The organism is Nonomuraea sp. B5E05 (assembly GCF_039880665.1).
In the GTDB taxonomy this organism is placed as follows: domain Bacteria; phylum Actinomycetota; class Actinomycetes; order Streptosporangiales; family Streptosporangiaceae; genus Nonomuraea.
In genome coordinates this window covers 13,075-37,159 of sequence record NZ_JBDPMJ010000019.1, presented here as the reverse complement: position 1 = coordinate 37,159, position 24,085 = coordinate 13,075, and the positions used below count along the sequence as shown (strand labels likewise).

Genomic DNA, 24,085 nt, shown 5'->3' with positions numbered 1-24,085 from the left:
CGGCGACTCTCAGGCCAGAAACGCGCGCAGGAGGGCCGCCGTGCCCTCCAGGTGCTCGGCCACCGCCTGCCGGGCCGCGTCGGGGTCGCCCGCCAGGATGGCGTCGACGATGGCCTGGTGCTGCACGGCGGCGTGGTCGAGGTTGACCTGGAGCATGGGGATGGCGTTGAGCAGGTCGCTGACCCGCGAGCGGGCGTCCGCGCAGGTCGTGGCGAGCAGGGGTGAGCCCGTCAGCTCGGCGATCGACAGGTGGAAGGCTGTGTCGAGCCGGCGGTAGTCCTCGAGGCCGGCCTCGTTCACGTCGGCGAGCCGGCGTACGAGCACCGCCCGCTGCTCCTCCGCCGGCCGGGACATCGCCAGCACCTGGGCCGCCCCGCACTCGACCGCCAGGCGGAACGTGAGGGCGTCCGACAGGTCGGCCATGCCCATCTCCTCGACGGCCTCGCGCAGGTGGCCGGCGTCCGGCTGGGGCGGCGTGTACGTGACGAAAGCGCCGCCGTACCGGCCTCTGCGCACGTCGAGGTAGCCCGCGTCGGACAGCGCCCGGATGGCCTCGCGCAGCGTCACCCTGCTGATGCCGAGCCTGACGGCCAGCTCGCGCTCGGGGGGAAGCTTGTCGCCCTGCGCGACCAGGCCGAGCTTGATGGCCTGGAGCAGGCGTTCCACGGTCTCCTCGAAGGCGTTGCCGGCCCGGACCGGGCGCAGCACCGTCATCAAACGCGCCGACTCGTCCAACGTGTCCTCAGGTCTTGACAAGGGATCCCGCCATACACATCAATGGTCTAAGACTAGCCCAATCAACGGGGACGCGTGTCAGCGCAGATCGGAGCGGCGTAGCGTGAGCGAGGGAGCGAGCACCGGATGCCTTTCCGTCGGCGAGCTGCGCGACGAGGTGGCATCCGGGCGGATCGACACCGTGCTGCTCGCGATCGCCGACATGCAGGGCAGGTTGCAGGGCAAGAGGCTGTCCGCACGCTATTTCCTCGACGAGGTGCTGCACCACGGCTCCGAAGGGTGCAACTACCTGCTCGCGGTCGACGTGGACATGAACACCGTCTCCGGCTACGCGATGTCGTCCTGGGAGCGCGGATACGGCGACTTCGTGATGAGACCCGACCTGACGACGTTGCGCCGGGTGCCGTGGCAGGAGGGCACCGCCCTGCTGATGGCCGACCTGACGTGGGAGGACGGCGGCGACGTGCCGCCCTCGCCGCGCCAGATCCTGCGCAGGCAGCTGGCCCGCCTCGAGGAGCGGGGGCTGGCCGCGTACGTCGGCACCGAGCTGGAGTTCTGCGTCTACGACGACACCTACGAGCAGGCGTGGCAGCGCGGCTACCGCGACATGTCGCCCGCCAACCTCTACAACGTCGACTACTCGCTGCTGGGGACCGCCCGCATCGAGCCCCTGCTCAGGCGGATCAGGCGGGACATGGAGGGCGCCGGGCTCTACGTCGAGTCCGCGAAGGGCGAGTGCAACCTGGGCCAGCACGAGATCGCCTTCCGCTACGCCGAGGCGCTGAAGACCTGCGACAACCACGCCATCTACAAGAACGGCGCCAAGGAGATCGCCGCCCAGGAGGGCAGATCGATCACCTTCATGGCCAAGCCGAACCAGCGCGAGGGCAACTCCTGCCACATCCACATCTCGCTCAGGAGCCTCGACGGCGACCCCGTCATGGCCGGGCCGGGGCCGTACGGGCTCTCGCAGCTCGGCGCCCGCTTCATCGCCGGGCAGCAGGCCTGCCTGCGCGAGCTCACGCTGCTGTACGCCCCCAACATCAACTCCTACAAGCGTTACACGCCGGGCAGCTTCGCCCCCACGGCGATCAAGTGGGGCGTCGACAACCGCACCTGCGCACTCAGGCTCGTCGGCCACGGTCCGTCGCTGCGGATCGAGAACCGCGTGCCGGGCGGCGACGTCAACCCGTACCTGGCGGTGGCGGGGCTGGTGGCGGCCGGGCTGCACGGCATCGACAACGAGCTGCCGCTGGAGGACGCGTTCGAGGGCAACGCCTACGACTCGGGCGCGGAGACCGTGCCGCACACGCTGCGCGACGCGCTCCCCCTGTTCGAGGGGTCGAAGCTGGCGCGCGAGGCGTTCGGCGAGGACGTCGTCGAGCACTACGCGAACAACGCGCGGGTGGAGCTGGCGGCGTTCGACGCGGCGGTGACGGACTGGGAGATGTTCCGTGGTTTCGAGCGAATGTGACGGGTGACCGATGAAGATCGTCAATCCGGCGACGGAGGACGTCATCGCCGACGTCGAACTCGCCGACGCGGCCGAGATCGACCGGGCGGTGGAGCGTGCCAGGAAGGCGTACGCCGCCTGGCGGCAGGTGGCGCCCGGCGACCGGGCGCGGCTGCTGAGGAGGTTCGCCGACCTGGTGGGCGAGCACGGCGAGGAGCTGGCGCGGCTGGAGCTGGCCAACGCCGGGCACCCGATCGGCAACGCCCGCTGGGAGGCGGGCGCCGTACGCGACGTGCTGCACTTCTACGCAGGCGCGCCCGAGCGCGACCACGGCAAGCAGATCCCGGTGCCCGGCGGCGTGGACGTCACCTTCCAGGAGCCGCTGGGCGTGGTGGGCGTCATCGTGCCGTGGAACTTCCCGATGCTGATCATGTCGTGGGGGGTTGCCCCGGCGCTGGCGGCCGGCAACACGGTGATCGTCAAGCCGGCCGAGTGGACTCCGCTGACCGCGCTGAGGCTGGCCGAGCTGGCCCTGGCGGCGGGCCTGCCCGAGGGGGTGCTCCAGGTGCTGCCCGGGGCTGGGGAGGTCGCGGGCGCCCGGCTGGTGGAGCACCCCGACGTGGCCAAGATCGTGTTCACCGGCTCGACCGAGGTGGGCAAGGAGATCGCGGCCAAGGCGGCGGCCCAGGTCAAGCGGGTCACGCTGGAGCTAGGCGGCAAGTCCGCAAATATCATCTTTGCGGATGCCGATCTCGACAGAGCGGCACAAGCAGCCCCTTACGCGGTCTTCGACAACGCGGGACAGGACTGCTGCGCCAGGTCCCGGCTGCTCGTCCAGGCAAGCGTGTACGACGCCTTCATGGAGCGCCTCTCCGAGGCCGTACGCGGCGTCGTCGTCGGCGACCCCCGCGACGAGAGCACCGAGATGGGCCCGCTGATCAGCGCCGAGCACCTCGACCGCGTGCGCGGCTTCGTCCAGGACGGCGCCCCCTACCTCCAGGGGTCGTGCCCCGGCGGCAAGGGCTACTGGTTCCCGCCGACCGTGCTCACCCCGGACGTCACCGACCGTACGTTCACAGAAGAGATCTTCGGGCCGGTCGTGTCGGTGGCGCCCTTCGAGGACGAGGCGGACGCCGTACGCATCGCCAACGACACCCCCTACGGGCTGAGCGGCTCCATCTGGACCCGCGACGTCGGGCGCGCGCTCCGCGTGTCCAGAGCGGTCGAGGCGGGCGCCCTGTCGGTGAACTCCAACGCGTCGGTCCGCTACTGGACCCCGTTCGGCGGCTTCAAGCAGTCAGGGCTGGGCCGGGAGCTCGGCCCCGACGCCCTGGCGGCGTTCACGGAGACCAAGAACGTCTTCATCTCCTGGGAGTGAGGCAGCACGTGAAGAGACTGCAGGATCGGGTGGCTGTGATCACCGGCGCGGGCGGCGGCATCGGGCTGGCCACCGCGCGCAGGTTCGCCGACGAGGGCGCCAGGGTGGTCTGCGCCGACCTCGACGAGGAGGCGGGCGTCAAGGCCGCGAACGAGGTCGGCGGCCTGTTCGTACGCGTCGACGTGGCCGACGAGGACGACGTCGCCCGGATGTTCCGTACGGCGTTCGACACCTACGGCAGCGTGGACATCGCCTTCAACAACGCCGGCATCTCGCCGCCCGACGACGACTCGATCCTGGAGACCGGCATCGACGCGTGGCGCCGCGTCCAGGACGTGAACCTGACCAGCGTCTACCTGTGCTGCAAGCACGCCATCCCGTACATGCGGCGCCAGGGCAAGGGCTCGATCATCAACACCGCGTCGTTCGTGGCCGTCATGGGCTCGGCGACCTCGCAGATCTCCTACACGGCGTCCAAGGGCGGGGTGCTGGCGATGTCGCGCGAGCTGGGCGTGCAGTTCGCCCGCGAGGGCATCCGGGTGAACGCGCTGTGTCCGGGGCCGGTGAACACGCCGCTGCTGCGGGAGTTGTTCGCGAAGGACCCCGAGCGGGCGCAGCGGCGTCTGGTGCACGTCCCGGTCGGGCGCTTCGCCGAGGCGTCGGAGATCGCGGCGGCGGTCGCGTTCCTGGCCAGCGACGACGCGTCGTTCATCACGGGCAGCGAGTTCCTGGTGGACGGCGGCATCTCCGGCGCCTACGTCACGCCGCTCTAGGAGGTCATCGTGCGACGTCCCGTCATCGGGGTCACTTGTTACGTGGAGCCGGCGACGTTCACGGTCTGGCAGGACATGCCGGTCGCGCTCCTGCCGTACATGTATGTCGAGCAGGTCGTCCGGGCCGGCGGCCAGCCGGTGGTGCTCCCGCCCGCGGGGGACGCCGCGCAGGTGGTGAGCCGCCTGGACGGGCTCGTCCTGGCCGGGGGCGGCGACATCGATCCGGCGAGGTACGGCGAGACGCCGGAGGAGCGTACCGGCTATATCCGCGAATTCCGTGACCAGGCCGAGTTCGCCGTGCTGGCCGCCGCCCTCGACGCCGGGCTGCCCTTCCTCGGCATCTGCCGGGGCCTCCAGGTGCTCAACGTCGCCCTCGGCGGCACCCTCCACCAGCACCTGCCCGACGTGGTCGGCCACACGGGTCACTCCCCCGCGCCCGGACGTTTCGGCCACCTCCCCATCACCCCCGTCCCCGGCACCCGGCTGGCCAAGGCGCTGGGCACGGCGCCCGTGACGGTGCCGCACTATCACCACCAGGCCGTCGACCGGCTCGCTCCCGGCCTCACCGTGACCGCGACCGCCGCCGACGGCACCGTGGAAGGGGTGGAGCTGGACTCGGGGCCGTTCAGCGTTGCGGCGCAGTGGCATCCGGAGGCGGCCGAGGACCACGCCCTCTTCGAGGCCCTGGTGACCGCCTGCTGACGGGCGAACGCGACAAGACCCCCAAATCACTACTAGGCTGGCGGGACACACCAGCAAACCGTGCGGGAGAGCACCCTGACAGCCGGTCAGGGTCCCTGAAGGAGCAAGCCCTCCCCGCGAACCTCTCAAGGCAAAGGACCGCACGGCTGACCAGGAGCATGTCTCCTCGGAAGGTGACCTCTGGAAAGCAGGCCCGCAGGGCCTCGCCGAAGGTGAAAGTCCGGCAAAACTCGGGCGAAGCTCTCAGGCATCGATGACAGAGGGGGAGGATGCTGGCATCCAATCCTGTCCTGAGGTGCGATAAATGTCCCGACCTACTCCGCTACGAGACGTGCACGAAAGCCTCGGCGCGACGCTGACCGACTTCGCGGGCTGGCTCATGCCACTCCGGTACGGGAGCGAGTCCGCGGAGCACAGGGCCGTCCGCGAGGCCGCCGGACTGTTCGACCTCTCGCACATGGGCGAGATCTTCGTGACCGGGCCGCAGGCCGCCGCCGCGCTGGACTACGCGCTGGTCGGCAACATGTCGGCCGTGACGCCCGGACGAGCGAGATACACCATGATCGTCAACGAGCGAGGCGGGGTGCTGGACGACCTCATCGTCTACCGGCTCGGGGACGAGGAGTTCATGGTCGTCGCGAACGCCTCGAACTACGAGAAGGTCGCCGGCGAGCTGGAGAACCGCTCCAAGGCGTACGACGCCGTGGTCGACGACCGTTCGCAGCAGTACGCGCTGATCGCCGTCCAGGGACCCCGCTCCCAGGAGATCCTCGCCACGCTCACCGACGCCGACCTGGCCGGGCTCAAGTACTACGCGGGCCTGCAAGGGCTGGTCGACGGGCGGCAGGCGCTCATCGCGCGCACCGGCTACACCGGCGAGGACGGGTTCGAGCTGTTCGTGGCCAACCAGGACGCGGTGCCGCTCTGGCACGCGCTCGTGGCCGCGGGCGAGCCGTACGGGCTCAAGCCCGCCGGACTGTCCAGCCGCGACACGCTCAGACTCGAAGCCGGCATGCCCCTGTACGGCAACGAGCTGAGCGCCGAGCTGACCCCGTTCGACGCGGGGCTGGGCAGGGTGGTGAAATTCGACAAGCCGGGCGACTTCGTCGGCAGGTCGGCGCTCGAGGCGGTCAAGGACGACCCGCCGCGGCGCCGTCTCGTCGGTCTGGTCGCCCGGGGCCGCCGGGTGCCGCGCCACGGCTACCCGGTCACCAAGGACGGCGCCGTCGTCGGCGAGGTCACCAGCGGTGCGCCCTCCCAGACCCTGGGCAAGCCCATCGCGCTGGCCTACGTGGACACCGGCGCCGACTCAGGCCTGGCTGTGGACATCCGGGGCAGCCATGAACCCATGGACCTGGCCGAGCTGCCCTTTTACAGGAGGAACAAGTGAGCAACATCCCTGACGACCTGAGCTACACCAAGGAACACGAGTGGGTTTCCGGGGTCGAGGACGGCCTCACCGTGACCGTCGGCATCACGGCCTACGCCGCCGACGCCCTTGGTGACGTCGTCTTCGTGCAGCTCCCCGAGATCGGGTCGATCACCGAGCCGGGCGACTCCGTCGGCGAGGTCGAGTCGACCAAGTCGGTCAGCGAGATCTACACGCCCGTCGGCGGCGAGATCGTCGAGATCAACCAGGCCATCGTGGACGACCCGAGCCTGGCCAACAGCGACCCGTACGGCGAGGGCTGGATGTTCCGGGTGCGCATGGAGGGCGACCCGGAGGACCTGCTCTCCGCCGAGGAGTACGCCGCGCTCACCTCGGGCGAGTCCTGACCCTGCCAGGTCTCATCGGCTGACGCCGGGGCCCGCGTCCGGGCCCCGGCACTCATGAAGGGCGCACCATCAATGGCGATCAGCGTCTTCGATCTCTTCAAGATCGGCATCGGGCCGTCGAGCTCCCACACGGGAGGCCCGATGGCCGCGGCCCACAAGTTCGCCCGCGGCCTGCACGAGGACGGCCTGCTGCCGCGCGTGGCCCGGGTGGAGGCCATCCTGTACGGCTCGCTCGGCCTGACCGGCAAGGGCCACGGCAGCGACAAGGCGGTCCTGCTGGGCCTGTCCGGCGAGAAGCCCGAACTGGTCGACGTGGACACCATCGAAGGGCGCCTGGCCGAGATGCGCGAGTCGGGCAGCGTCCGGCTGTACGGCACGCACGAGATCCCCTTCGTCGTCGGCCAGGACCTCGTCTTCGAACGCAAGATCTCGCTGCCCGAGCACCCGAACGGCATGCGCTTCACCGCCTACGACGCGGCGGGCGAGCGGCTCAGGGAGAAGGTCTACTTCTCGGTCGGCGGCGGCTTCGTCGTGGACGAGAAGGCCACCGGCGCCGATCGCATCAAGCCGGACGACACCGTCCTGCCCTACCCCTTCACCACCGGGGAAGAGCTGCTCAAACACTGCACGAACACCGGTCTGTCGATGTCCGCGCTCATGCTGGAGAACGAGAAGGCGTTCGGGCGTACCGAGGAGGAGGTCCGCGCGGAGCTGCTGCACCTCTGGCAGGTGATGTCGGAGTGCGTGCGCCGGGGCATCTCGAAGGAGGGCGTCCTGCCCGGCGGGCTCAAGGTCAGGCGCCGCGCCAACCAGCTGCACCGCCGCCTGCAGTCCGAGCCGGCCGAGAAGGACCCGCTGCAGGCGATGGACTGGGTGACGTTGTTCGCGCTGGCGGTCAACGAGGAGAACGCCGCCGGCGGCCGCATCGTCACCGCCCCCACCAACGGGGCCGCCGGCATCATCCCGGCGGTCCTGACGTACTACACCCGCTTCGTCCCCCACGCGGACGAGGACGGCGTGGTCCGCTTCCTGCTCACGGCCGGCGCGATCGGCGTGCTGTTCAAGGAGAACGCCTCGATCTCGGGCGCCGAGGTGGGCTGCCAGGGCGAGGTCGGCTCCGCCTGCTCCATGGCCTCCGCGGGCCTCACGGAGGCGCTCGGGGGCACCCCGGAGCAGGTCGAGAACGCCGCCGAGATCGGCATCGAGCACAACCTGGGGCTGACCTGCGACCCGATCGGCGGGCTGGTGCAGATCCCGTGCATCGAGCGGAACGCGGTCGCCTCCAACAAGGCCATCACGGCGGCCAGGATCGCCCTGCGCGGCGACGGCCGCCATTTCGTGGCCCTGGACAAGGCGATCAAGACGATGCGCGACACCGGCCGCGACATGCTGGACAAGTACAAGGAGACCTCACGCGGCGGCCTGGCCGTCAACGTGATCGAGTGCTGACCACCATCGAGCGCCTCCGGGCGCGCGATTTGTCGCGTTAGCTGGGAAATGCCAGCTTATTTGGAGAAAAGCCCCAGGAAAGGGCGGATCCGTTCGGCGCTCCGTTGTGCGGGCGGGGGGATTCGAACCCCCACGGTGTCTCCACCAACAAGACCTAAACCTGCCGCGTATGCCATTTCGCCACGCCCGCGTAGTCCCCGCCGAAAGCGGGCTTCAGACAGTTTAGCGCTCTGGGTGAGGACGACGCGCATCCGTGATGAACGCCGGCCGGAGAAGGGCGGGAGAAGGGCGCGGGCCCTTTTCCGCGGGCCCGCGAACCGGCTCAGGCCAGGCCCAGCTTCTTCTTCAACGAGGCCACGTGCCCCGTCGCCTTCACGTTGTAGAGCGCCTGCTCCACCTTCCCGTCGCCGTCGATGACGAACGTCGAGCGGATGACCCCCACGATCTCCTTGCCGTACAACTTCTTGGGGCCATAGGCGGCGTACGCCTTGTGCACGACGAGGTCGGGATCGGAGAGCAGCGGGAAGGTCAGCGCGTCACGCTCGACGAACTTGGCCAGCTTTTCCGGTTTGTCCTTCGACACGCCGAGCACCACGAAACCCTCGGCGGTCAACTGGCTGAGGTTGTCACGGAAATCGCAGGCCTGCTTGGTGCAGCCGGGCGTCATCGCGGCGGGGTAGAAATAGAGGATCACCCGTTTGCCGCGGTGGTCGCCGAGGGAAACGGTGGTTCCGTCGGCGGCGGGTAGCACGAACTCGGGCGCGGCGTCGCCGGGCGCGAGCTTGGTCTCTGTCATGGGCCCTCCTCGGTTCTTCCCGCAAACCTACCGGGCTGGCCACCGTGCCGTACGGCCTGCCGACCTGACAGACTGATCACGACCACTACGGCCGCAGCCCGCACGGCACACGAGGCGGGCGCGGCCACGCACGGTCGAAAGGAGACGCCATGGCTGACACCGATCCCGACGAACTGGAGCGGCGGATCGCGCGGACGCGCGCCGAGTTGGCGCAGACGGTCGACGCCATTGCCGACCGGGTGAGCCCCAAGCGGGTCGCCGAACGCACGGTGACCGACGTCAAGAGCAGGGCGGGGCACTTCGTGGCGTCCGTGGGCGACGCGCTCGGGGTGGCGCCGCGACCGGCCGGCTACGCCGACGATCCCGAGCGGGCGTGGGACGATGAGCGGCCCGACCTGGGTCCTGTCCTCATCGGGGTCGGGGCGGTCCTGGTCGTGGGGGCGGCCCTCGTGCTCTGGCGCCGCCGCCGCCGGCAGCGCGCCTGACCCTCCCGCACACCGGTCGAGCACGCCCGGCGCGCGTGGCGCCGGAGGTCAGAGGAAGGTCCTGCCCTCGCCTCTGTACGTCGGCACCGATCCGGCCAGGGTGTCCCCGTCGACGAGGTGGAGCGTGTCGAACCGCTCGCACATCTCGCCCGCCTTGGCGTGCCTGAACCACACCCGGTCGCCGATCCGCAGGTCCTCGGCGGCCTGCCCGAGCAGCGGCGTCTGCACCTCCCCCGCGCCTTCGTCCGGGGAGAAGCGCAGCCCCGCCGGCAGGTAGGGCTGCGGCAGGCGGCTCCTGCCGGCCGCACCCGAGGCCGGATAGCCGCCCCCGAGCACGGTGGCGATGTCCGGAGCCGGGCGGCGTACGACCGGCAGGGCGAAGAGGGCCGCCGGATGGCCGGTGAAGCCGCGGTAGAAGTCGAACAATCTCGGGTGGAAGAGTCCGGATCCCGCCGTCACCTCCGTGACGGCCTTCTCGCGTACGGTGCGCTCGATGGAGCCGGTGCCGCCGCCGTTGACGAATTCGAGGTCGGCGACCCGGCGGACGGCGTTCACGACGCGGCCGCGCCTGACGACGAGCTCCCGGGCGGAGCACGCCTGCATGACTCTGATCGCACGGGTGAGCAGAGCGTTGCCCGGAGCGTCGTCGCCGACTCCGGCGATCTGGGCCTCGTACGCCAGCAGCCCGGCCAGGCGGAGCCCCGGGCGTTCGGCGATGGCGGCGGCCAGGTCGGCGGCCTGCTCGGGCTCGCGGATCGGGGAGCGCAGGGCTCCCGCCCGGAATCTCCCGCCCAGGGCGAGGTAGCCGGCGTCGATGTCGAGGCAGATCCGCAGCTCGGCCCGAGGACGCACCCCGTCCACGGCCGCCTCGATGAAGTCGAGGTGCGCGAGCGAGTCGACGGTCACGGTGATGCGCCCGGCCGCGACCGCGTCCCCGGCCAGTTCGGCGAGCGCGTGCCGGTCGGCCGTCGGGTAGGCGACGAGGACGTCCGTGCACCCGTGCCGGGCCAGCCACAGCGCCTCGGGCAGGGTGAAGGCCATGACGCCCTGGAAACCGTCCATGGCCAGGACGCGTTCGAGCAGCGGCCGGCTGCGCAGCGATTTGCTCGCCACCCGGATCGGTTTGCCCGCCGCCCGGCGGACGAGGTCGGCCGCGTTGGCCCGCATGGCCGCCAGATCGAGGATCGCGAACGGAGGCTCGAGCGCCGCAGTGGCGCGATCATAGCGCTGGCGGGCATCCATACCAGCAGCGTAACGACATATCAGGCAAATGAATATGAGCGGCTTTCATATTAGTCCTCGTCCCCGTAATGATCGGGCAAATCGGCGGCGAGGGCGCGGTTCAGGCCATGCGGCTCCCCTGTACTTCTGTCCTTGTGATGACCACGCTTCAGCAGATACTGCCCGGCGCCGCCGCCACCCCACGGCTCACCGGACTGCGCCGGGCGAACAGGGCACTCAGGCCGGCCAGGACCGTCCCAGGGGCCGTCGTGGCGATCGCACTGACCGCCGGGATGGGCCTGACCACGGCGGAGCTGGTGTCGGGGCTGCTCGGCGCGCCACTCGGCTGGCTGCCGGTGAACGAGGTGGTGGAGCTGGCGGGCAAGACCGCGTGGCCGAAGGTGTCCACCGCCGCCCTGGTCGTGGCCGGCGCCGGCGTGCTGATGGTGCTGCTGGCCGTCGTGCCGGGCACGTCCAGGCTGGTCGCGGTGGAGACGTCCGACCCGCTGATCGTCATCGGCATCACCCGTCCGGGCCTGCGCCGTACGCTCGCCGCCGCGGCCCAGCAGGTGGCGGGCGTCGACAAGGCCCGGGTGCGCCTGCGCAGGCGCACCATCGAGGTCACCGTCGTGACCGACGCGGAGAGCACCGGAGTGATGCTCAGGCAGGTCGGCAGCGCGGTGGGCGACCGGCTGGCGGGTGTGGGCACGCTCGGCACCGGCGAGGTCGTGGTCCGGCTGCGCAGGAAGGCGCCGTGATGCGGCAGTACGCCGGCAATCGGGTCGGGCTGGCCGTCGTGGGCACCGTGCTGGCCGGGCTGGGCGCGTACGCGTGGTTGCGCGGCGAGGGCCGCCTGTCCGATCTGCCGCCCAAGGCGAAGGTCCTGCCGGCGCAGCTCCACCGGACGCTGGCCGAGGAGCCGTGGAGCATGTGGCTGCTGGCCTTCGCCCTGCTGCTCCTGTCGCTGGTCTCGCTGCGCTGGCTGCTGCTCTGCCTGGGCTGGGGCCGCCGCGGCACGCCCAACGGCACGGGCACCGCCATGTTGTTCGTCGGGCTGAAGAACGTGGAGGGCCTGGGCAAGGCCAAGGTGCGGGTCGGCGATGACGGCCTGCGGATCAGCGTGACCTGCCCGTCGGAGGCGGACATGGGCGCGGTGGTGGGCAAGCTCGACCAGGACATCGTGGGGCGCATCCGGCGCGAGGTCCGCGACGACGAGATGAGCACGGTGGTCCGCCTGCACGTGCGCCGTTAGGTTCAGGAACGCCGAAGGCTACTGGGTCGCGCGGCGTTTCTTCGTCACCGCGCGACCCGGGCGTCTTGATCATGATCCGCCATCACGATCTCCCTTTACTCACCCACAAGGGGCGCTCCCGATGACCAAGAATGCCCGATCGCCTGTAAGCCCGGCGTAAGGGGTCGGTCTCGTCAGACCTGGGTCGTACGCGCACTTCACCCTCCAGGCTGATCAAGACCCCACTATAGGTACATATCTTGAGGATGTGTTCGGAAGCGTACAAGCGTGGTCGAGGCGCCACGAGAAGCTGGCCGCCGTCCTGCGGGTGGCGCCGCTCGGCGCGCTGTGCCTGATCACGGCGGTGGTGTACGCGGGACGTGAGGCCCCGGGCGGTGGCGTCAATCCCGGCGTGATCTCGTACGTGGGCTTCTCGGCGGCGCTGGTCGTGCCGCTGGTGTGGCGCGACCGGCCGCGCCTGTCCTTCGCGATCATCGCGCTGGCCAGCTTCTTCCAGTGGGTGGCCGACGTCGGCCCGATGCCCGCCAACATGGCGGTGCTGATCGCCCTCTGGGGCGTGGCCTACCGGTGCTCATTCCGCTGGGCGCTGGCGGCGCTCCTCGTGGCGGAGGTCGGGGTGCTGTTGGTGCTGATCAACTGGCTGGTGCCCACGTTCGGCATGTTCTTCAGCGGCTCGATCCTCGTGGTGACGATCTGGCTGACCGGCCTGTACGCCAGGACGCGCAGGCACTATCTCGAAGGGCTGGAGGAACGCGCCGAGCGGGCCGAGCGCGAGCGGGACCAGCAGGCCAGGATGGCGGCCGCCGCCGAGCGCGCCAGGATCGCCAGGGAGTTGCACGACGTCGTGGCGCACAACGTCAGCGTGATGGTGGTGCAGGCCGACGGGGCGGGCTACGCCCTCGACCACGATCCCGAGCAGGCCCGCCTGGCCGTCACGACCATTTCCAGGACCGGCAGGGCCGCCCTCGCCGAGATGCGCAAGCTGGTCGGGGTCCTGCGCGAGAACGAGAGCGCGGCGACCGACTACACCCCGCAGCCCGGCCTGGACGGGTTGGAGAAGATGGTGCGCGAATCGGCCGTGCCCGCCCGGCTGCGCATCGGCGGGAGCCCCGCCGACCTGCCCGAGGGCCAGCAGCTCGCGGTCTACCGCATCGTGCAGGAGGCGCTGACCAACGCGCTCAAACACGGCGGACCCGGCGTACGGGCGGACGTGGAGATCGACTTCACCGGCCCTGACCTGCTCGTACGCGTGACCGACGACGGCCGCGGCGCGGCGGCGCCCAGGAGCCATGACGGGCACGGCCTGATCGGCATGCGCGAGCGCGCCGGCATGTACGGCGGCGCGGTCTCGGCCGGCCCCCTGCAGGGCGGCGGCTTCGAGGTGCTGGCCCGGTTGCCCATGGCGGAAGCGGCGTAAGAGGAGGCGGCCGGGTGATACGCGTGATGCTCGTCGACGACCAGGAGTTGCTCCGGGCCGGGTTCCGGATGGTGCTGGGGGCGCAGCCCGACATCGAGGTCGTGGCGGAGGCCGGCGACGGCGTCACCGCGCTGGAGGTCCTCGAGTCCACAGAGGTCGACGTCGTGCTCATGGACGTGCGCATGCCCCGCATGGACGGCGTCGAGGCCACCCGGCTCATCGAAGGGGCGAAGGTGCTGATCCTCACCACGTTCGACCTCGACGAGTACGCGTTCGCAGCGATCAGGGCGGGCGCCTCCGGGTTCCTGCTGAAGGACGTGCCGCCGGCCGACCTGGTCGACGCCATCAGGCTCGTGCACGCCGGCGACGCCGCGGTGTCGCCGCGCACGTTGCGGCGGATGCTGGACACGTTCGCCGCCCAGCTCCCGAGCCAGGCGCCGGCGACGGCGGACGACCTGACGCCGCGCGAACGCGAGGTGCTGCTCATGGTGGCGCGCGGCCTGTCCAACGGGGAGATCGCGGCCGGGCTGGAGGTCGCGGAGGCGACGGTGAAGACGCACCTGGGCCGGGTGCTGGCCAAGCTGGGCCTGCGGGATCGGGCGCAGGTGGTGGTGTACGCGTACGAGGCCGGGCTGGTGGTGCCCTCCCATCGGCCGAAAGGCTGACCGGGGTCATCTGGGGGCGCACCTGAAGTCCCTCCTCAGGGCCCATGGATCCCGGAATCTCCGCCCCTAGCGTTGGTCGCGTTCGAGCCCGCGCCCCAGGGAGAAGGAGTGAAGGTGACGCTCACCGAACGCCGAGCCGCGACCGCCGTCGTGGCCACGGAGCTGACCAAGGTGTACGGCCAGGGCGACGCCCGCGTGCACGCCCTGCGCGAGGTGAGCGTGGCCTTCGCCACCGGGGCGTTCACCGCCATCATGGGCCCGTCGGGCTCGGGCAAGTCCACGCTGATGCACTGCCTGGCCGGTCTCGACACGGCCACGTCGGGCACCGTGCACCTCGGCGACGTGGAGCTGACCGGGCTGTCCGACCGGCAGCTCACCCTGCTGCGCCGCGAGCGGATCGGGTTCGTCTTCCAGGCGTTCAACCTGCTGCCGACGCTGACCGCCGAGCAGAACATCCGCCTGCCCCTGGAGATCGCCGCCCGCCAGGCCGATCAGGCGCTGTTCGACCGGGTCATCGAGACCGTCGGGCTGACGGACCGGCTTTCGCACCGGCCGACCGAGCTGTCCGGCGGCCAGCAGCAGCGCGTGGCCGTGGCCAGGGCGCTCATCAGCAAGCCGCAGGTGATCTTCGCCGACGAGCCGACGGGGAACCTGGACTCCCGCAGCGGCGCCGAGATCCTGTCGTTCCTGCGCACGTCGGTGCGCGAGCTGGGCCAGACCATCGTCATGGTCACGCACGACCCGGTCGCGGCGTCGTACGCCGACCGCGTGGTGTTCCTGCGCGACGGCGAGCTGGTCACCGAGATCGACGCCCCGACGCCGCAGACCGTGCTGGACACGCTCGTGAAGCTGGAGGCGTGAGATGCTGAGGTCGGCTCTGGCGGGGCTGCGCGCCCACACGCGCCGGCTGCTGCTCACGTCGCTGGCGATCATGCTGGGCGTGGGGTTCATCGCGGGCACGTTCGTGCTGAACGACACCGTCGAGGCGGGTTTCGCCCAGCGGGTCACCGCCGACGCGGGCAAGGTGGACGTCGCCGTCCTGCCCAAGGGTGCCGGCTCCGTGCTGCCCGAGCGCGTGCTGGAGCGGGTCCGCGCCCTGGACGGCGTGACGGAGGCGCAGGGCCTGGTCCGTGGCGCCGCGCCGCTGCTCGGCAAGGACGGCAAGACCGTCGGAGACCTCCCCACCACGGCGATCTCGATCGTCACCGGCCCGCTCGACCGCGCCGACATCGTCGCCGGCACCGGGCCCGGCACCGACGACCGGGCCGCCGTGCTCGACGAGAACACCGCCAGAGCCCAGGGCTTCCGGCTCGGCGACACCATCACCGTGCTCGACGCCGGCAAGGCCGAACACCGGTTCAGGCTCGTCGGCCTCCTCGACACCGGCCTCGACCAGGACCTCTCCTTCACCGGCGCGGTCGGCTTCACCACGGCCACCGCGCAGCGCATGACGGACGCCAAGGGCTACCGCGAGATCGACGTCGCGGGCTCGGCCCCCGGGCTGAAGCAGGCCGTCGCGGCGGCCGTCGGCGGCGCGTACACCGTCAAGACCGGCGACGAGCTGGCCGCCGACCTGGCCCGTGCGGCCGGGGTCGAGACACAGATGTTCACGCTGGGCCTGCTGCTGTTCGGGGCCGTGGCCATGATGGTGGCCGCCCTGGTCATCTACAACACGTTCAACATCCTCGTCGCCCAGCGCACCAGGGAGATGGCGCTGCTGCGGTGCATCGGCGCCACGCGGGGGCAGGTGTTCGGCTCGATCCTGCTGGAGTCGGCCGTCGTGGGCACGCTCGCCTCCGCGCTGGGCCTGCTGCTCGGGTACGGCCTGGCCGCGCTCACGCTGACGGTGCTCGCCGCGATCGACGCCCCGCTGCCCACCGACGCCGCCGTCACGCTCTCACCGGTCACCACGGCGACAGGGCTGGCCGTCGGCCTGATGGTCACGGTGTGCGCGGCTCTGCTGCCCGCCAGGTCCGCCACCCGCGTCCCGCCGGTCGCGGCGCTGCGCAGCCAGGCCGAGGAGCAGACGTTCCGTGCGGGCCTGCTGCGCGGGCTCTTCGCCGCCCTCTTCCTGGTGGCCGGGCTCGGCACCACCGCCGTCGGCGTGTTCGTGCTCGAACCCGGCCGGGAGATCTCGTTGCTCGTCGTGATGGCCGGGGGCACGCTGACGTTCCTGGCCGTACTGATCTTCGGCCCGGTGCTGGTCAGGCCGCTGAGCGCGCTGGTCGGCTGGATCCCCGGCAGGCTGTTCGGGGTGCCGGGCCGCCTGGCCGTCGGCAACTCGGGACGTAACCCGAAGCGGGCCGCGACCACCACGGTCGCGCTGACGATCGGAGTGACGCTCATGACGCTGATCTCGGTGGTCACCGCATCCACCCGGCTGACGATGACGGCCGAGCTCGACGAGCAGTTCCCCATCGACTACGTGCTGATGGACCAATCCCGCGACTCCGTCGTCCCGAGGACCGTCGCCAAGAGCCTGCGGGGCGTGCCGGAGCTGGCCTCCGTGCTGCAGATCCGGCAGGCCGACGCCACGATCGACGGTCAGCGCGTGATCGCCGGCACGTTCCGCGGGCCCGTCGAGCCCTACGTCACCGCCGGCTCCATGGCGGGTTTCGGCGCGGACCGGGTGGCGCTGCGGGACAGCGAGGCCGAGGACCTGGGCGTGCGGGTCGGCGACTCGGTGCGGCTGAGGACCGCGCAGGCCGGGACGGTGCAGCTGGAGGTGGTCGCGCTGCTCGACGGGAACCGGTCGGCGCTGCCGCCGGTCACCGTGGCGGAGACCGCCTTCGACACCTACTTCGGCGCGGTGCCCGACACGCGGGTGATGATCCGCATCGGTGACGGCGTGCCGCCCGACCGGGCGCGCGAGGTGGTCGACGCGGCCGCAGCGCCCTACCCGAGCGTGAAGGTGTCGAGCTCGACGGAGGTACGCGGCCAGTTCGACGAGACGCTGGACATGCTGCTCATGATCATCACCGGGTTGCTGGGACTGGCGATCCTGATCTCGCTGCTGGGCATCGCCAACACGCTCTCACTGTCGGTGCACGAGCGCACCAGGGAGTCGGCGCTGCTGCGGGCGCTGGGCCTGACCCGGCGGCAACTGCGCGGGATGTTGTCGGTCGAGGCGCTGGTGCTCGGACTGATCGGGGCGCTGGTGGGTGTCGTGCTCGGAGGCGTCTTCGGGTGGGCCGCGATCATGGCCATGCTGGACGGCGCCGTCTTCTCGGTGCCGGTCGCGCAGATCGTGCTGTTCGTGGTGCTCTCCGGCGTGGCCGGTGTCCTCGCCGCCGTCCTGCCGGCCCGCCGCGCCGCCCAGGCGTCGATCACCGGTTCCCTCGCCACCGGCTGACCCGGGGCCTTCGATGCCTCAGGCGGGACGCTGGTCACGCACTCAAGGCAGTGGGGCTGAGTCCACCTTCCGGGTGGCAATTTCCCACCCCGGGAGGTGGGCCGACCCCCATGGAGGCCGGCCCTCCGGACCGCGAGGCTGGGCAGGCCTGATCGGAGTTTGCCGATCGGGCCCGGCCAAGCCAAGGAGAGCGGGACGTGATCGAAGTGAGGGGACTGAGCATGCGGTACGGCCGCACGCTCGCCGTGGACGACCTGACCTGCACGGTGAAACCGGGGCTGGTGACCGGGTTCCTCGGACCGAACGGCGCAGGCAAATCCACGACCATGCGGGCCATACTCGGGCTGGAGGTCCCCGCCTCGGGTGAGGCGCTGGTGGACGGGCGACCGTACGTGTCGCTGCGCCGGCCCATGCGCACGATGGGGGCGCTGCTGGACGCCGGGGCGGTGCACGGCGGCCGCTCGGCCCGCGACCATCTCGGCTGCCTGGCGCGCAGCAACGGCATCGGCCGCGCCCGCGTGACCGCCGTCCTCGATCAGGTCGGCCTGACAGACGTCGCCGGCAAGCGGATCGGCGGGTTCTCCCTCGGCATGAAGCAGCGGCTGGGCATGGCGGCGGCGCTGCTCGGGGATCCGCCGGTGCTGATGTTCGACGAGCCGCTGAACGGACTGGACCCTGAGGGCATCCGCTGGCTCCGCGGCCTGCTGCGCTCGCTGGCGGACGAGGGCCGTACCGTGCTGCTGTCCAGCCACCTGATGAACGAGATGGCACTCACCGCCGAGCACGTCATCGTCATCGGACGGGGCCGGCTGATCGCTGACACCGCCATGGACGCCCTGGCCGGGCACTTCAAGGGCGACGTGCTGGTCCGCACGCGTCACCCAGAGCAGCTCACCGCCATCATGCGCACGCACGGGGCGACGGTGGTGGCCGAGGACGACGGCGCCCGGTCCGTTGGCCTGTCCGTCCGTGGCCTGGACGCGGCCGAGATCGGCGTGATGGCGCTGTCCGCGGGGATCGCGCTAATGGAGCTGTCTCCGCGCGACGCGTCCCTGGAGGAGGCGTTCATGCGGCTCACGGAGGACAGCACCGAGTACAGAAGCGAGAGCGGGACCGCTCCGAAGGAGGCCGTGCGATGATCGACGTCATCGCTTCCGAGTGGCTGAAGCTCCGCTCGCTCCGCTCGAACGTCTATGTGCTGGCCTGCTCGGTGGCGGCCGTCCTGGCCTGCGCCGGGATAGCGTTCATGATCGGCCGCGGGTTCGACGACCAGACGTTGGACGAGAAAATGGCCTTCCCCGGCAACGGGGACGGCATCGGCAACGGGATCGCGGTCGCCTACTTCGTGTTCGCCGTGCTGGGCGCGCTGGCGATCACCTCGGAACACAGCACCGGGATGATCCAGATGAGCCTGGTGGCCGTGCCGCGCAGGCGGATGCTCCTGCTGGCCAAGGTGCCGGGCCTGGCCGCGGTCGTGCTGGTGGCGGGCCAGGTTCTGGCGTTCGTCATGCACGCGGCCTCCATGGCGGCGCTCGGCGACCGAGCCGGGCAACTGCTCCGCGAAGGGGTGACGCTGGGCACATCGCTGTCAGAGCCGGGCGTGCTCGCCTCGGTGATCGTCGCCGGGCTGTCGATGGCCGCGGTCGCGCTGGTCGGGCTCGGCGTCGGGGCCGCCGTCCGCTCCACCCCGGGCGCGCTGGTCGTGCTGACGGTGCTCATCGTGGTGCTGCCGGTGGTGGCCAAGACGCTGCCCATGCCGCTGCGCGCACAGGCCGGCTCCTTCATGATCGAGAACCTGCCGCTCCAGATCGCGGGCGTCGGGGGCGGGATCCTGCCGCCCGCCGCGGCGGCGGGGCTGCTTGTCGCGTACGTGCTCGCCGCGCTGACCGCGGGCGCCACGATGATCACGATGGCCGGGCGCCGGATCAAGGTGCTGGCGATCGGCCTGGCCGCGGCCGTCCTGGTCTCGGGTGTGCCTGCCGCCGCGGCGAGTTCGCCGGGCCCCTCATCGAGGCTGGCCTGGGCGGTTTGCGCGGACAAGACCCTCGTCAAGGAGCTGCGCTGCGCCTCGGTCGAGGTGCCCGTGAACTGGGCCGAGCCGTCCGGACGGAAGATCGATCTGACCGTCGGCCTGCTCCCGGCCACCGGCGCCCAGCGCAGGATGGGCACGGTGTTCGCGATCCCCGGCGGGCCGGGCGGCTCGGGCGTGGAGGACCTGAGCAACAACGCGGGCAGCTTCGCCGAACTGCGCGATCGGTTCGACGTGGTCAGCGTCGAGCCCCGCAACACCGTCGACAAGGGCGTGCTGTCGTTCGACTGCCTGTTCTCCGGCCCGTGGATCGCCTTGCCCGCCACCCGCGCCGAGTACGCCGAGCTGGGCAGGCGCAACCGGGCGGCGGCTCAGCGATGCCGCAGCGCCGACCCCGAGTTCTTCGACCACATGGACTCCGCCTCCGTGGCGCGGGACATGGAGGCGATCCGCGTCGCGCTGGGAGAGGAGAAACTGAGCTTCATCGCCAACTCCTACGGAGGCAGACCCGGGATCGAATACTCCCGGCTGTTCCCCGGCCGGGTGCGCGCGATGGTGTTCGACGGCGCGGTCAACCCGTACGCGCACCGTGCGCAGAGCAGGCTCCCCCACGAGAAGTCCTTCACCCGCTTCGCCGCCTGGTGCGCGGCGAACACCACCTGCGCGCTGCACGGCCAGGACGTCGGCGAGGTCTGGAGGGCGCTGGTGGCGCGGGCCGAGCGGGTCCCGGTGCCGGTCAGAGGCGAATCGCCGGCGGCCGCCTACAGCGGGTTCGACATCAAGCAAGCCGCCGCCCCCAGCATCATCTCGCCAGGTGAGGAGCCCGACCTCCCCCGATGGACGGAGCTTGCCGAGGCGATCAAGCGGGCCGTCGACGGTGACGCCTCAGGGTTCGCCGACTACGTCCGGCAGGCCAGGAAAAGCCCGAAGGTGCCCTCGTCCACCGGGATGAACATGACCCACTGCCTCGACGGCATCGTCTTCCGCGACTACGAGGAGTACCGGAAGAGGCGCCGCGAAGGTGAGCGCCTGCTGCCCAACATCGCCGGGACCGAGCTCTGGCACCCGCTCGGCTGTGTCGGCTGGCCGACCCCCGTCACCAATCCGCCTGGGCCGCTGCCCGCCGAGGAACTGCCGCCCTACCTGGGTGTCGGCTCCTGGACGGACTACGGCAGGAGCGCGGACATCGTACGGCGGGTACCGGGCTCGGCGGCGGTCCAGTACCAGGGACACGGCCACGGCCTCTACAACGCCGGGAACTCCTGCATCATCGGCCACGTCAACCGCTATCTGATCAGCCTGCGCCTCCCCGCGCAGGGCACCGTGTGCCCCAAGACCGTCACCTGACGGCCGCCCGGGTCTCAGCGGGGTCTGCGGCCGGGCCACAGCTCGGCCACCGTCTCCGGGTCGAGGAGCGGCCGGGCCACCACCTCGCCGGTGGCCCGGTCGATCACGATGCACCCGCCACCCACGACGTCCGGCAACCTGGCGGGATCGTCGGGGTCGAGATCCCGCACCCACGCGACATAACCCGCGTCGAACGCGTACACCCCCACCGGCACCGCCGCATCGAGCGGGAGCACCCCGTTGAAATACTCCTCCGCCAGCGACCTGGCCTGATCCAGGTTCATCGCGGCCGCCCCTGCCGATCGAGCACCAGGCAGAACACCCCGGTCACCGTCGTGTACGGCGGCTCGACGGACATGTGCCCCCGCTGCGCGTCGATCCAGATCACCTCGCCGTCGGCGTTGACCGCGTTCCAGGCATGGGAGCCGCCGCCGGGCCAGCGCACCACGATGACGGCGCTCGCGCCGTGCCCGGCGTCGAGCAGCCGCCGGGCGATCAGCGGGTAGGCGTGCCGCCCCTGCCCGGCGTACTGCAGGCGGTGGCCCGCCCACCGCTCGATCCTGGCCGTGCCGCCCCGCTCGCCGGTCAGCACCGGCCGGCCGATCTTGTCGTACTCGGGCAGCCGTGGCGCGGCCGTCGCGGGCTCGCCGTGCCAGGTGGACAGCACGGCGAGCGCGCAGTCGGCGGCGTTGGAGGCCCGGAACGGGTCGTCGGCGGGCCCGCCGCCGTTGATCAGCCGCACCCAGGTGCCGCGCGGGTCGGGAAAGCGGGCGCCGGGCTGCAGCGACTCGGCGAGGTCCCGCTCGACCTGCGGGTCCGGCCTGGCCAGCCCGCCCGGCACGCCGTACGGCCGGCAGTCGGCGAGCCTGGGCGGCCGCCGCGGCCGATCGAACCAGTCGACCTCCACCGGCTCCGAGACCTCAGCGGGCGCACCGAGGTCCGTGGGCCCTCCCAGCTCCGCGAGCTCCCACTGCTGCCTTGAGCGCGCGGGCCCTTCCGGCTCCCTCAGCGTCCCGGGCCTCACGGGCTCCCTGAGCGCCCCGGCCTCGCTGGACTGCGCGGCCTCCTTCAGCAACCCGGGACCCCTTGACTGCGCCGACTCCCCGGGCCCCCTGGACTGCGCGGGTCCTGCGGGCATCCTGGGCCCACCGGGCTGCGCGGGCCGTCCTGGATCGGGGGTGGTGGGGCTGAGGGGTTGGCCGTCCGGGGCGGCCTGGTGCGCGGGGATGGAGCCGCCGTCAGGGGGCTCCTCGGCGGCCCGCTCGTAGTCGAGCCACCGCACCCCTTCGGCCACCACAGGGTCGTAACGCCCCTCTGGAAGGACCCACCGGACACTCGGCTTGCGCTCGCGGAACACGGCCTGCCTCCTGTCATGCTCGACGACCGATCGTAGAGGCGTCACCACGGCAGGGAGATGAAGTCAGGCAGATTGACCGCCAGAGTTCCCCTCTCTACCTGGGCAAACAGCGCAAACCCCGACAAGGATCAGACGACGTTCACCGTGATCGTGTGCCAGCCCGTCGCGCCGTCCGGCGCCACCGGCGCGAGTTCGCCGGTCTGGGTGTAACCGGACGCGTCCGTCGCGCGCACCTCGATGCGGTGCTCGCCCGGCCGGGCGTCCCAGTCGATCGACCACTGCCGCCAGGTGTCCGGCCCGGGCACCTCGGCCAGTTTCGCCTGCCTCCACTCCCCGCCGTCGAACCGCACCTCCACGGCGTCCACCCCCGTGTGCTGCGCCCACGCCACCCCGGCGACCGTGTTCCGCCCCGGCTTCAGCGTGTCCGCGGGCTTCGGCACGTCGATGCGCGACTGCGTCTTGATCGGGCCCTTGGCCGACCATCCGCGGGGCGTCCAGTACGCCTCGTCCCTGTCGAACCGGGTCACCTTGATGTCCACGACCCACTTGGTGGCCGAGACGTACCCGTACAGGCCCGGCACCACCTGGCGCACGGGGAACCCGTGGTCGACGGGAAGCACCTCGCCGTTCATCGCGACCGCGAACAGCGCGTCGCGCCCGTCCATCACCACGTCCACAGGGGTGCCGCAGGTGAAGCCGTCCGCGGAGGTGGACAGCAACATGTCGGCGCCGGACTGGAGCCCGGCCTGGCGCAGCACCTCGGCCATGCGTACGCCCAGCCACCGGGCGTTGCCGGCCAGCGGGCCCCCGACCTCGTTGGAGACGCAGGTGAGCGTGACGTCAGCCTCGGTGAGCGGCATCTTCAGCAGGTCCGCGTAGGTGATCTCGACGGGCCGGTCGACCATGCCGTGGATGCGCAGCGTCCAGTCGCCTGGATCGACCTGGGGGACGACGAGCGCGGTGTCGACCCGGTAGAAGTCCTTGTTGGGCGTGATGAACGGCGACAGCCCGCCGATGCGCAGGTCCGCGCCGGCCGGGATCGGCCTGGCCGGGGTCGCGGGCCCGGGCAGCGCCACCCCGGCCCGCGCGGTGTCGACCATCTGCCGCCCCCCGAGCGTCTGCCCGAGCAGGTAGGCGGCCCCGGCCGCCACCGCGCCGCCCGCCGCGCCGGTCAGCAGCCGGCGGCGGTCGAACGCCGGCGGCTCCCCCGCGACCCACATGACGGCGGGCCGCTCCACGACACCCCCGCCACCACTCGCGGAGCCGCTCCCCGGGCCACTCGCCGTACCGCTCCCCCGGCCGCTCGCCGGACCACTCGCCGGACCACTCGCCGGGCCGGCTTCGCCGCCGGCCGGGGCGCCGACCTTGGCGGGTCGCAGCGGCGGCCGGGCGTCGATCCCGTGGAAGGGGTCGCCGTCGCCGGTCGCCCGGCGTACGAGCCAGGCCAGAGCGCAGGCGCCCGCGCCCACGCCGGCCAGGGTCGGAAGCGTGTCCAGCACCCCCGCCTCCGGCCGGGTCAGCACCGCCAGCAGGCCCACCACACCGAACGCGGCCAGCCCCGCGAAGCCGTAGGAGAGCCGGCGCAGGGCCAGCATCCCGATGAGCGGCGCGACCCCGAAGAGCACCACCACCAGCACGCCGCCGACGAGAACGGCCTTGTCGCTCTCGCCGAACGTCCTGATCGCCCATTCCTTGACCGGCGCCGGCGTCAGATCGACCGTCGCATCGCCCACGGCGAGCACGGGAGACGTCTCAGGACCGACGAACGCGGCCACGAGCTGCGCGATCCCGAGCGCCACGCCCCCGGCGACCAGCCCCAGCAAAGCCCTGGCCCAGGCGGGCACCACCGATTTCCTCTGCACGTCTCGACGGTACGCCGCCCGCTGCCCGGCGGTTCT

The 24,085-nt window shown here is 71.4% G+C and carries 22 protein-coding genes, 1 tRNA gene and 2 riboswitches; of the genes, 16 read left to right on the top strand and 7 right to left on the bottom strand.

Annotated elements, in window-relative coordinates; genetic code table 11:
* Positions 1-9: 9 nt before the first annotated feature.
* On the bottom strand, positions 10-714 hold the full coding sequence (locus tag ABGB01_RS30445) for an FCD domain-containing protein (RefSeq protein WP_347777077.1): 705 nt from the start codon (positions 712-714) through the stop codon (positions 10-12).
* A gap of 124 nt (positions 715-838) precedes the next feature.
* Here ABGB01_RS30445 and ABGB01_RS30440 point away from each other — a divergent pair, with 124 nt between their 5' ends.
* The 7 genes from ABGB01_RS30440 to ABGB01_RS30410 all read left to right on the top strand — a co-directional run bounded on the left by ABGB01_RS30440 (position 839) and on the right by ABGB01_RS30410 (position 8,266).
* A complete protein-coding gene (locus tag ABGB01_RS30440) occupies positions 839-2,209 on the top strand; it encodes a glutamine synthetase family protein (RefSeq protein ID WP_347776960.1) in 1,371 nt (456 codons plus the stop codon).
* A 10-nt stretch (positions 2,210-2,219) separates the two neighbouring features.
* The gene (locus ABGB01_RS30435) at positions 2,220-3,566 is read left to right on the top strand and encodes an aldehyde dehydrogenase family protein (RefSeq protein ID WP_347776959.1); all 1,347 of its coding nucleotides are present in this window, start codon (positions 2,220-2,222) and stop codon (positions 3,564-3,566) included.
* An 8-nt stretch (positions 3,567-3,574) separates the two neighbouring features.
* A complete protein-coding gene (locus tag ABGB01_RS30430) occupies positions 3,575-4,339 on the top strand; it encodes a 3-oxoacyl-ACP reductase (RefSeq protein ID WP_347776958.1) in 765 nt (254 codons plus the stop codon).
* A 9-nt stretch (positions 4,340-4,348) separates the two neighbouring features.
* Positions 4,349-5,041, top strand: a complete 693-nt coding sequence (locus tag ABGB01_RS30425) for a gamma-glutamyl-gamma-aminobutyrate hydrolase family protein (protein WP_347776957.1) — start codon at positions 4,349-4,351, stop codon at positions 5,039-5,041.
* A 53-nt stretch (positions 5,042-5,094) separates the two neighbouring features.
* A riboswitch (glycine riboswitch) is annotated at positions 5,095-5,192 on the top strand.
* Between the two features lie 19 nt (positions 5,193-5,211).
* A riboswitch (glycine riboswitch) is annotated at positions 5,212-5,311 on the top strand.
* 34 nt (positions 5,312-5,345) lie between these two features.
* Positions 5,346-6,431 (top strand): glycine cleavage system aminomethyltransferase GcvT, encoded by a 1,086-nt coding sequence (gene gcvT, locus ABGB01_RS30420; protein ID WP_347776956.1) that lies wholly within the window; start codon positions 5,346-5,348, stop codon positions 6,429-6,431.
* The gene (gene gcvH / locus ABGB01_RS30415; protein WP_347776955.1) at positions 6,428-6,817 is read left to right on the top strand and encodes a glycine cleavage system protein GcvH; all 390 of its coding nucleotides are present in this window, start codon (positions 6,428-6,430) and stop codon (positions 6,815-6,817) included. The genes gcvT and gcvH overlap by 4 nt, the downstream gene beginning before the upstream one ends.
* A gap of 72 nt (positions 6,818-6,889) precedes the next feature.
* A complete protein-coding gene (locus tag ABGB01_RS30410) occupies positions 6,890-8,266 on the top strand; it encodes an L-serine ammonia-lyase (RefSeq protein ID WP_347776954.1) in 1,377 nt (458 codons plus the stop codon).
* A gap of 107 nt (positions 8,267-8,373) precedes the next feature.
* Here ABGB01_RS30410 and ABGB01_RS30405 read toward each other — a convergent pair.
* Together ABGB01_RS30405 and bcp are read right to left on the bottom strand one after the other, a co-directional pair.
* A tRNA-Leu gene (locus ABGB01_RS30405) sits at positions 8,374-8,456 on the bottom strand.
* A gap of 132 nt (positions 8,457-8,588) precedes the next feature.
* Positions 8,589-9,062 (bottom strand): thioredoxin-dependent thiol peroxidase, encoded by a 474-nt coding sequence (bcp, locus tag ABGB01_RS30400; protein WP_347649830.1) that lies wholly within the window; start codon positions 9,060-9,062, stop codon positions 8,589-8,591.
* A gap of 149 nt (positions 9,063-9,211) precedes the next feature.
* Between bcp and ABGB01_RS30395 the strand changes: the two genes are divergently transcribed.
* Positions 9,212-9,547, top strand: coding sequence for a DUF3618 domain-containing protein (locus tag ABGB01_RS30395; RefSeq protein ID WP_347776953.1), 336 nt, complete (start codon positions 9,212-9,214; stop codon positions 9,545-9,547).
* A gap of 48 nt (positions 9,548-9,595) precedes the next feature.
* Here the strand turns inward: ABGB01_RS30395 and ABGB01_RS30390 are convergent, their stop codons facing one another.
* The gene (locus ABGB01_RS30390; RefSeq protein WP_347776952.1) at positions 9,596-10,789 is read right to left on the bottom strand and encodes an amino acid deaminase/aldolase; all 1,194 of its coding nucleotides are present in this window, start codon (positions 10,787-10,789) and stop codon (positions 9,596-9,598) included.
* A gap of 137 nt (positions 10,790-10,926) precedes the next feature.
* On the opposite strand from ABGB01_RS30390, the gene ABGB01_RS30385 reads away from it, so the two are divergent.
* From ABGB01_RS30385 to ABGB01_RS30350, 8 genes are all read left to right on the top strand, one after another.
* Positions 10,927-11,526 carry a DUF6286 domain-containing protein gene (locus ABGB01_RS30385; RefSeq protein WP_347776951.1) on the top strand — a complete coding sequence of 200 codons (600 nt, stop codon included), beginning with the start codon at positions 10,927-10,929 and terminating at the stop codon, positions 11,524-11,526.
* Positions 11,526-12,020 (top strand): hypothetical protein, encoded by a 495-nt coding sequence (locus ABGB01_RS30380; protein WP_347776950.1) that lies wholly within the window; start codon positions 11,526-11,528, stop codon positions 12,018-12,020. Before ABGB01_RS30385 ends, ABGB01_RS30380 begins: the two co-directional genes overlap by 1 nt.
* 247 nt (positions 12,021-12,267) lie before the next feature.
* Positions 12,268-13,437 (top strand): histidine kinase, encoded by a 1,170-nt coding sequence (locus tag ABGB01_RS30375; RefSeq protein WP_347776949.1) that lies wholly within the window; start codon positions 12,268-12,270, stop codon positions 13,435-13,437.
* A 14-nt stretch (positions 13,438-13,451) separates the two neighbouring features.
* Entirely contained in the window at positions 13,452-14,102 is a 651-nt protein-coding gene (locus ABGB01_RS30370) for a response regulator transcription factor (protein WP_347776948.1), read from the top strand.
* A gap of 114 nt (positions 14,103-14,216) precedes the next feature.
* On the top strand, positions 14,217-14,963 hold the full coding sequence (locus tag ABGB01_RS30365; protein WP_347776947.1) for an ABC transporter ATP-binding protein: 747 nt from the start codon (positions 14,217-14,219) through the stop codon (positions 14,961-14,963).
* Position 14,964: 1 nt separating this feature from the next.
* The gene (locus tag ABGB01_RS30360; RefSeq protein WP_347776946.1) at positions 14,965-17,454 is read left to right on the top strand and encodes an FtsX-like permease family protein; all 2,490 of its coding nucleotides are present in this window, start codon (positions 14,965-14,967) and stop codon (positions 17,452-17,454) included.
* A 197-nt stretch (positions 17,455-17,651) separates the two neighbouring features.
* The gene (locus tag ABGB01_RS30355) at positions 17,652-18,593 is read left to right on the top strand and encodes an ATP-binding cassette domain-containing protein (protein WP_347776945.1); all 942 of its coding nucleotides are present in this window, start codon (positions 17,652-17,654) and stop codon (positions 18,591-18,593) included.
* Positions 18,590-20,830 (top strand): alpha/beta fold hydrolase, encoded by a 2,241-nt coding sequence (locus tag ABGB01_RS30350; RefSeq protein WP_347776944.1) that lies wholly within the window; start codon positions 18,590-18,592, stop codon positions 20,828-20,830. The genes ABGB01_RS30355 and ABGB01_RS30350 overlap by 4 nt, the downstream gene beginning before the upstream one ends.
* Before the next feature lie 14 nt (positions 20,831-20,844).
* Here ABGB01_RS30350 and ABGB01_RS30345 read toward each other — a convergent pair whose 3' ends face one another.
* From ABGB01_RS30345 to ABGB01_RS30335, 3 genes are all read right to left on the bottom strand, one after another.
* Positions 20,845-21,114, bottom strand: coding sequence for a hypothetical protein (locus tag ABGB01_RS30345; RefSeq protein ID WP_347621831.1), 270 nt, complete (start codon positions 21,112-21,114; stop codon positions 20,845-20,847).
* Positions 21,111-22,232, bottom strand: coding sequence for a toxin glutamine deamidase domain-containing protein (locus tag ABGB01_RS30340; RefSeq protein WP_347776943.1), 1,122 nt, complete (start codon positions 22,230-22,232; stop codon positions 21,111-21,113). The genes ABGB01_RS30345 and ABGB01_RS30340 overlap by 4 nt, the downstream gene beginning before the upstream one ends.
* A gap of 83 nt (positions 22,233-22,315) precedes the next feature.
* Positions 22,316-24,049, bottom strand: coding sequence for a molybdopterin-dependent oxidoreductase (locus tag ABGB01_RS30335; protein ID WP_347776942.1), 1,734 nt, complete (start codon positions 24,047-24,049; stop codon positions 22,316-22,318).
* Positions 24,050-24,085: the final 36 nt, after the last annotated feature.

Coding starts and splice junctions, on each gene's coding strand:
- ABGB01_RS30445 (WP_347777077.1), bottom strand. CDS start 714: ATGACGGTGCTGCGCCCGGTCCGGGCCGGCAACGCCTTCGAGGAGACC.
- ABGB01_RS30435 (WP_347776959.1), top strand. CDS start 2,220: ATGAAGATCGTCAATCCGGCGACGGAGGACGTCATCGCCGACGTCGAA.
- gcvT (WP_347776956.1), top strand. CDS start 5,346: ATGTCCCGACCTACTCCGCTACGAGACGTGCACGAAAGCCTCGGCGCG.
- ABGB01_RS30410 (WP_347776954.1), top strand. CDS start 6,890: ATGGCGATCAGCGTCTTCGATCTCTTCAAGATCGGCATCGGGCCGTCG.
- bcp (WP_347649830.1), bottom strand. CDS start 9,062: ATGACAGAGACCAAGCTCGCGCCCGGCGACGCCGCGCCCGAGTTCGTG.
- ABGB01_RS30395 (WP_347776953.1), top strand. CDS start 9,212: ATGGCTGACACCGATCCCGACGAACTGGAGCGGCGGATCGCGCGGACG.
- ABGB01_RS30390 (WP_347776952.1), bottom strand. CDS start 10,789: ATGGATGCCCGCCAGCGCTATGATCGCGCCACTGCGGCGCTCGAGCCT.
- ABGB01_RS30385 (WP_347776951.1), top strand. CDS start 10,927: ATGACCACGCTTCAGCAGATACTGCCCGGCGCCGCCGCCACCCCACGG.
- ABGB01_RS30380 (WP_347776950.1), top strand. CDS start 11,526: ATGCGGCAGTACGCCGGCAATCGGGTCGGGCTGGCCGTCGTGGGCACC.
- ABGB01_RS30360 (WP_347776946.1), top strand. CDS start 14,965: ATGCTGAGGTCGGCTCTGGCGGGGCTGCGCGCCCACACGCGCCGGCTG.
- ABGB01_RS30350 (WP_347776944.1), top strand. CDS start 18,590: ATGATCGACGTCATCGCTTCCGAGTGGCTGAAGCTCCGCTCGCTCCGC.
- ABGB01_RS30345 (WP_347621831.1), bottom strand. CDS start 21,114: ATGAACCTGGATCAGGCCAGGTCGCTGGCGGAGGAGTATTTCAACGGG.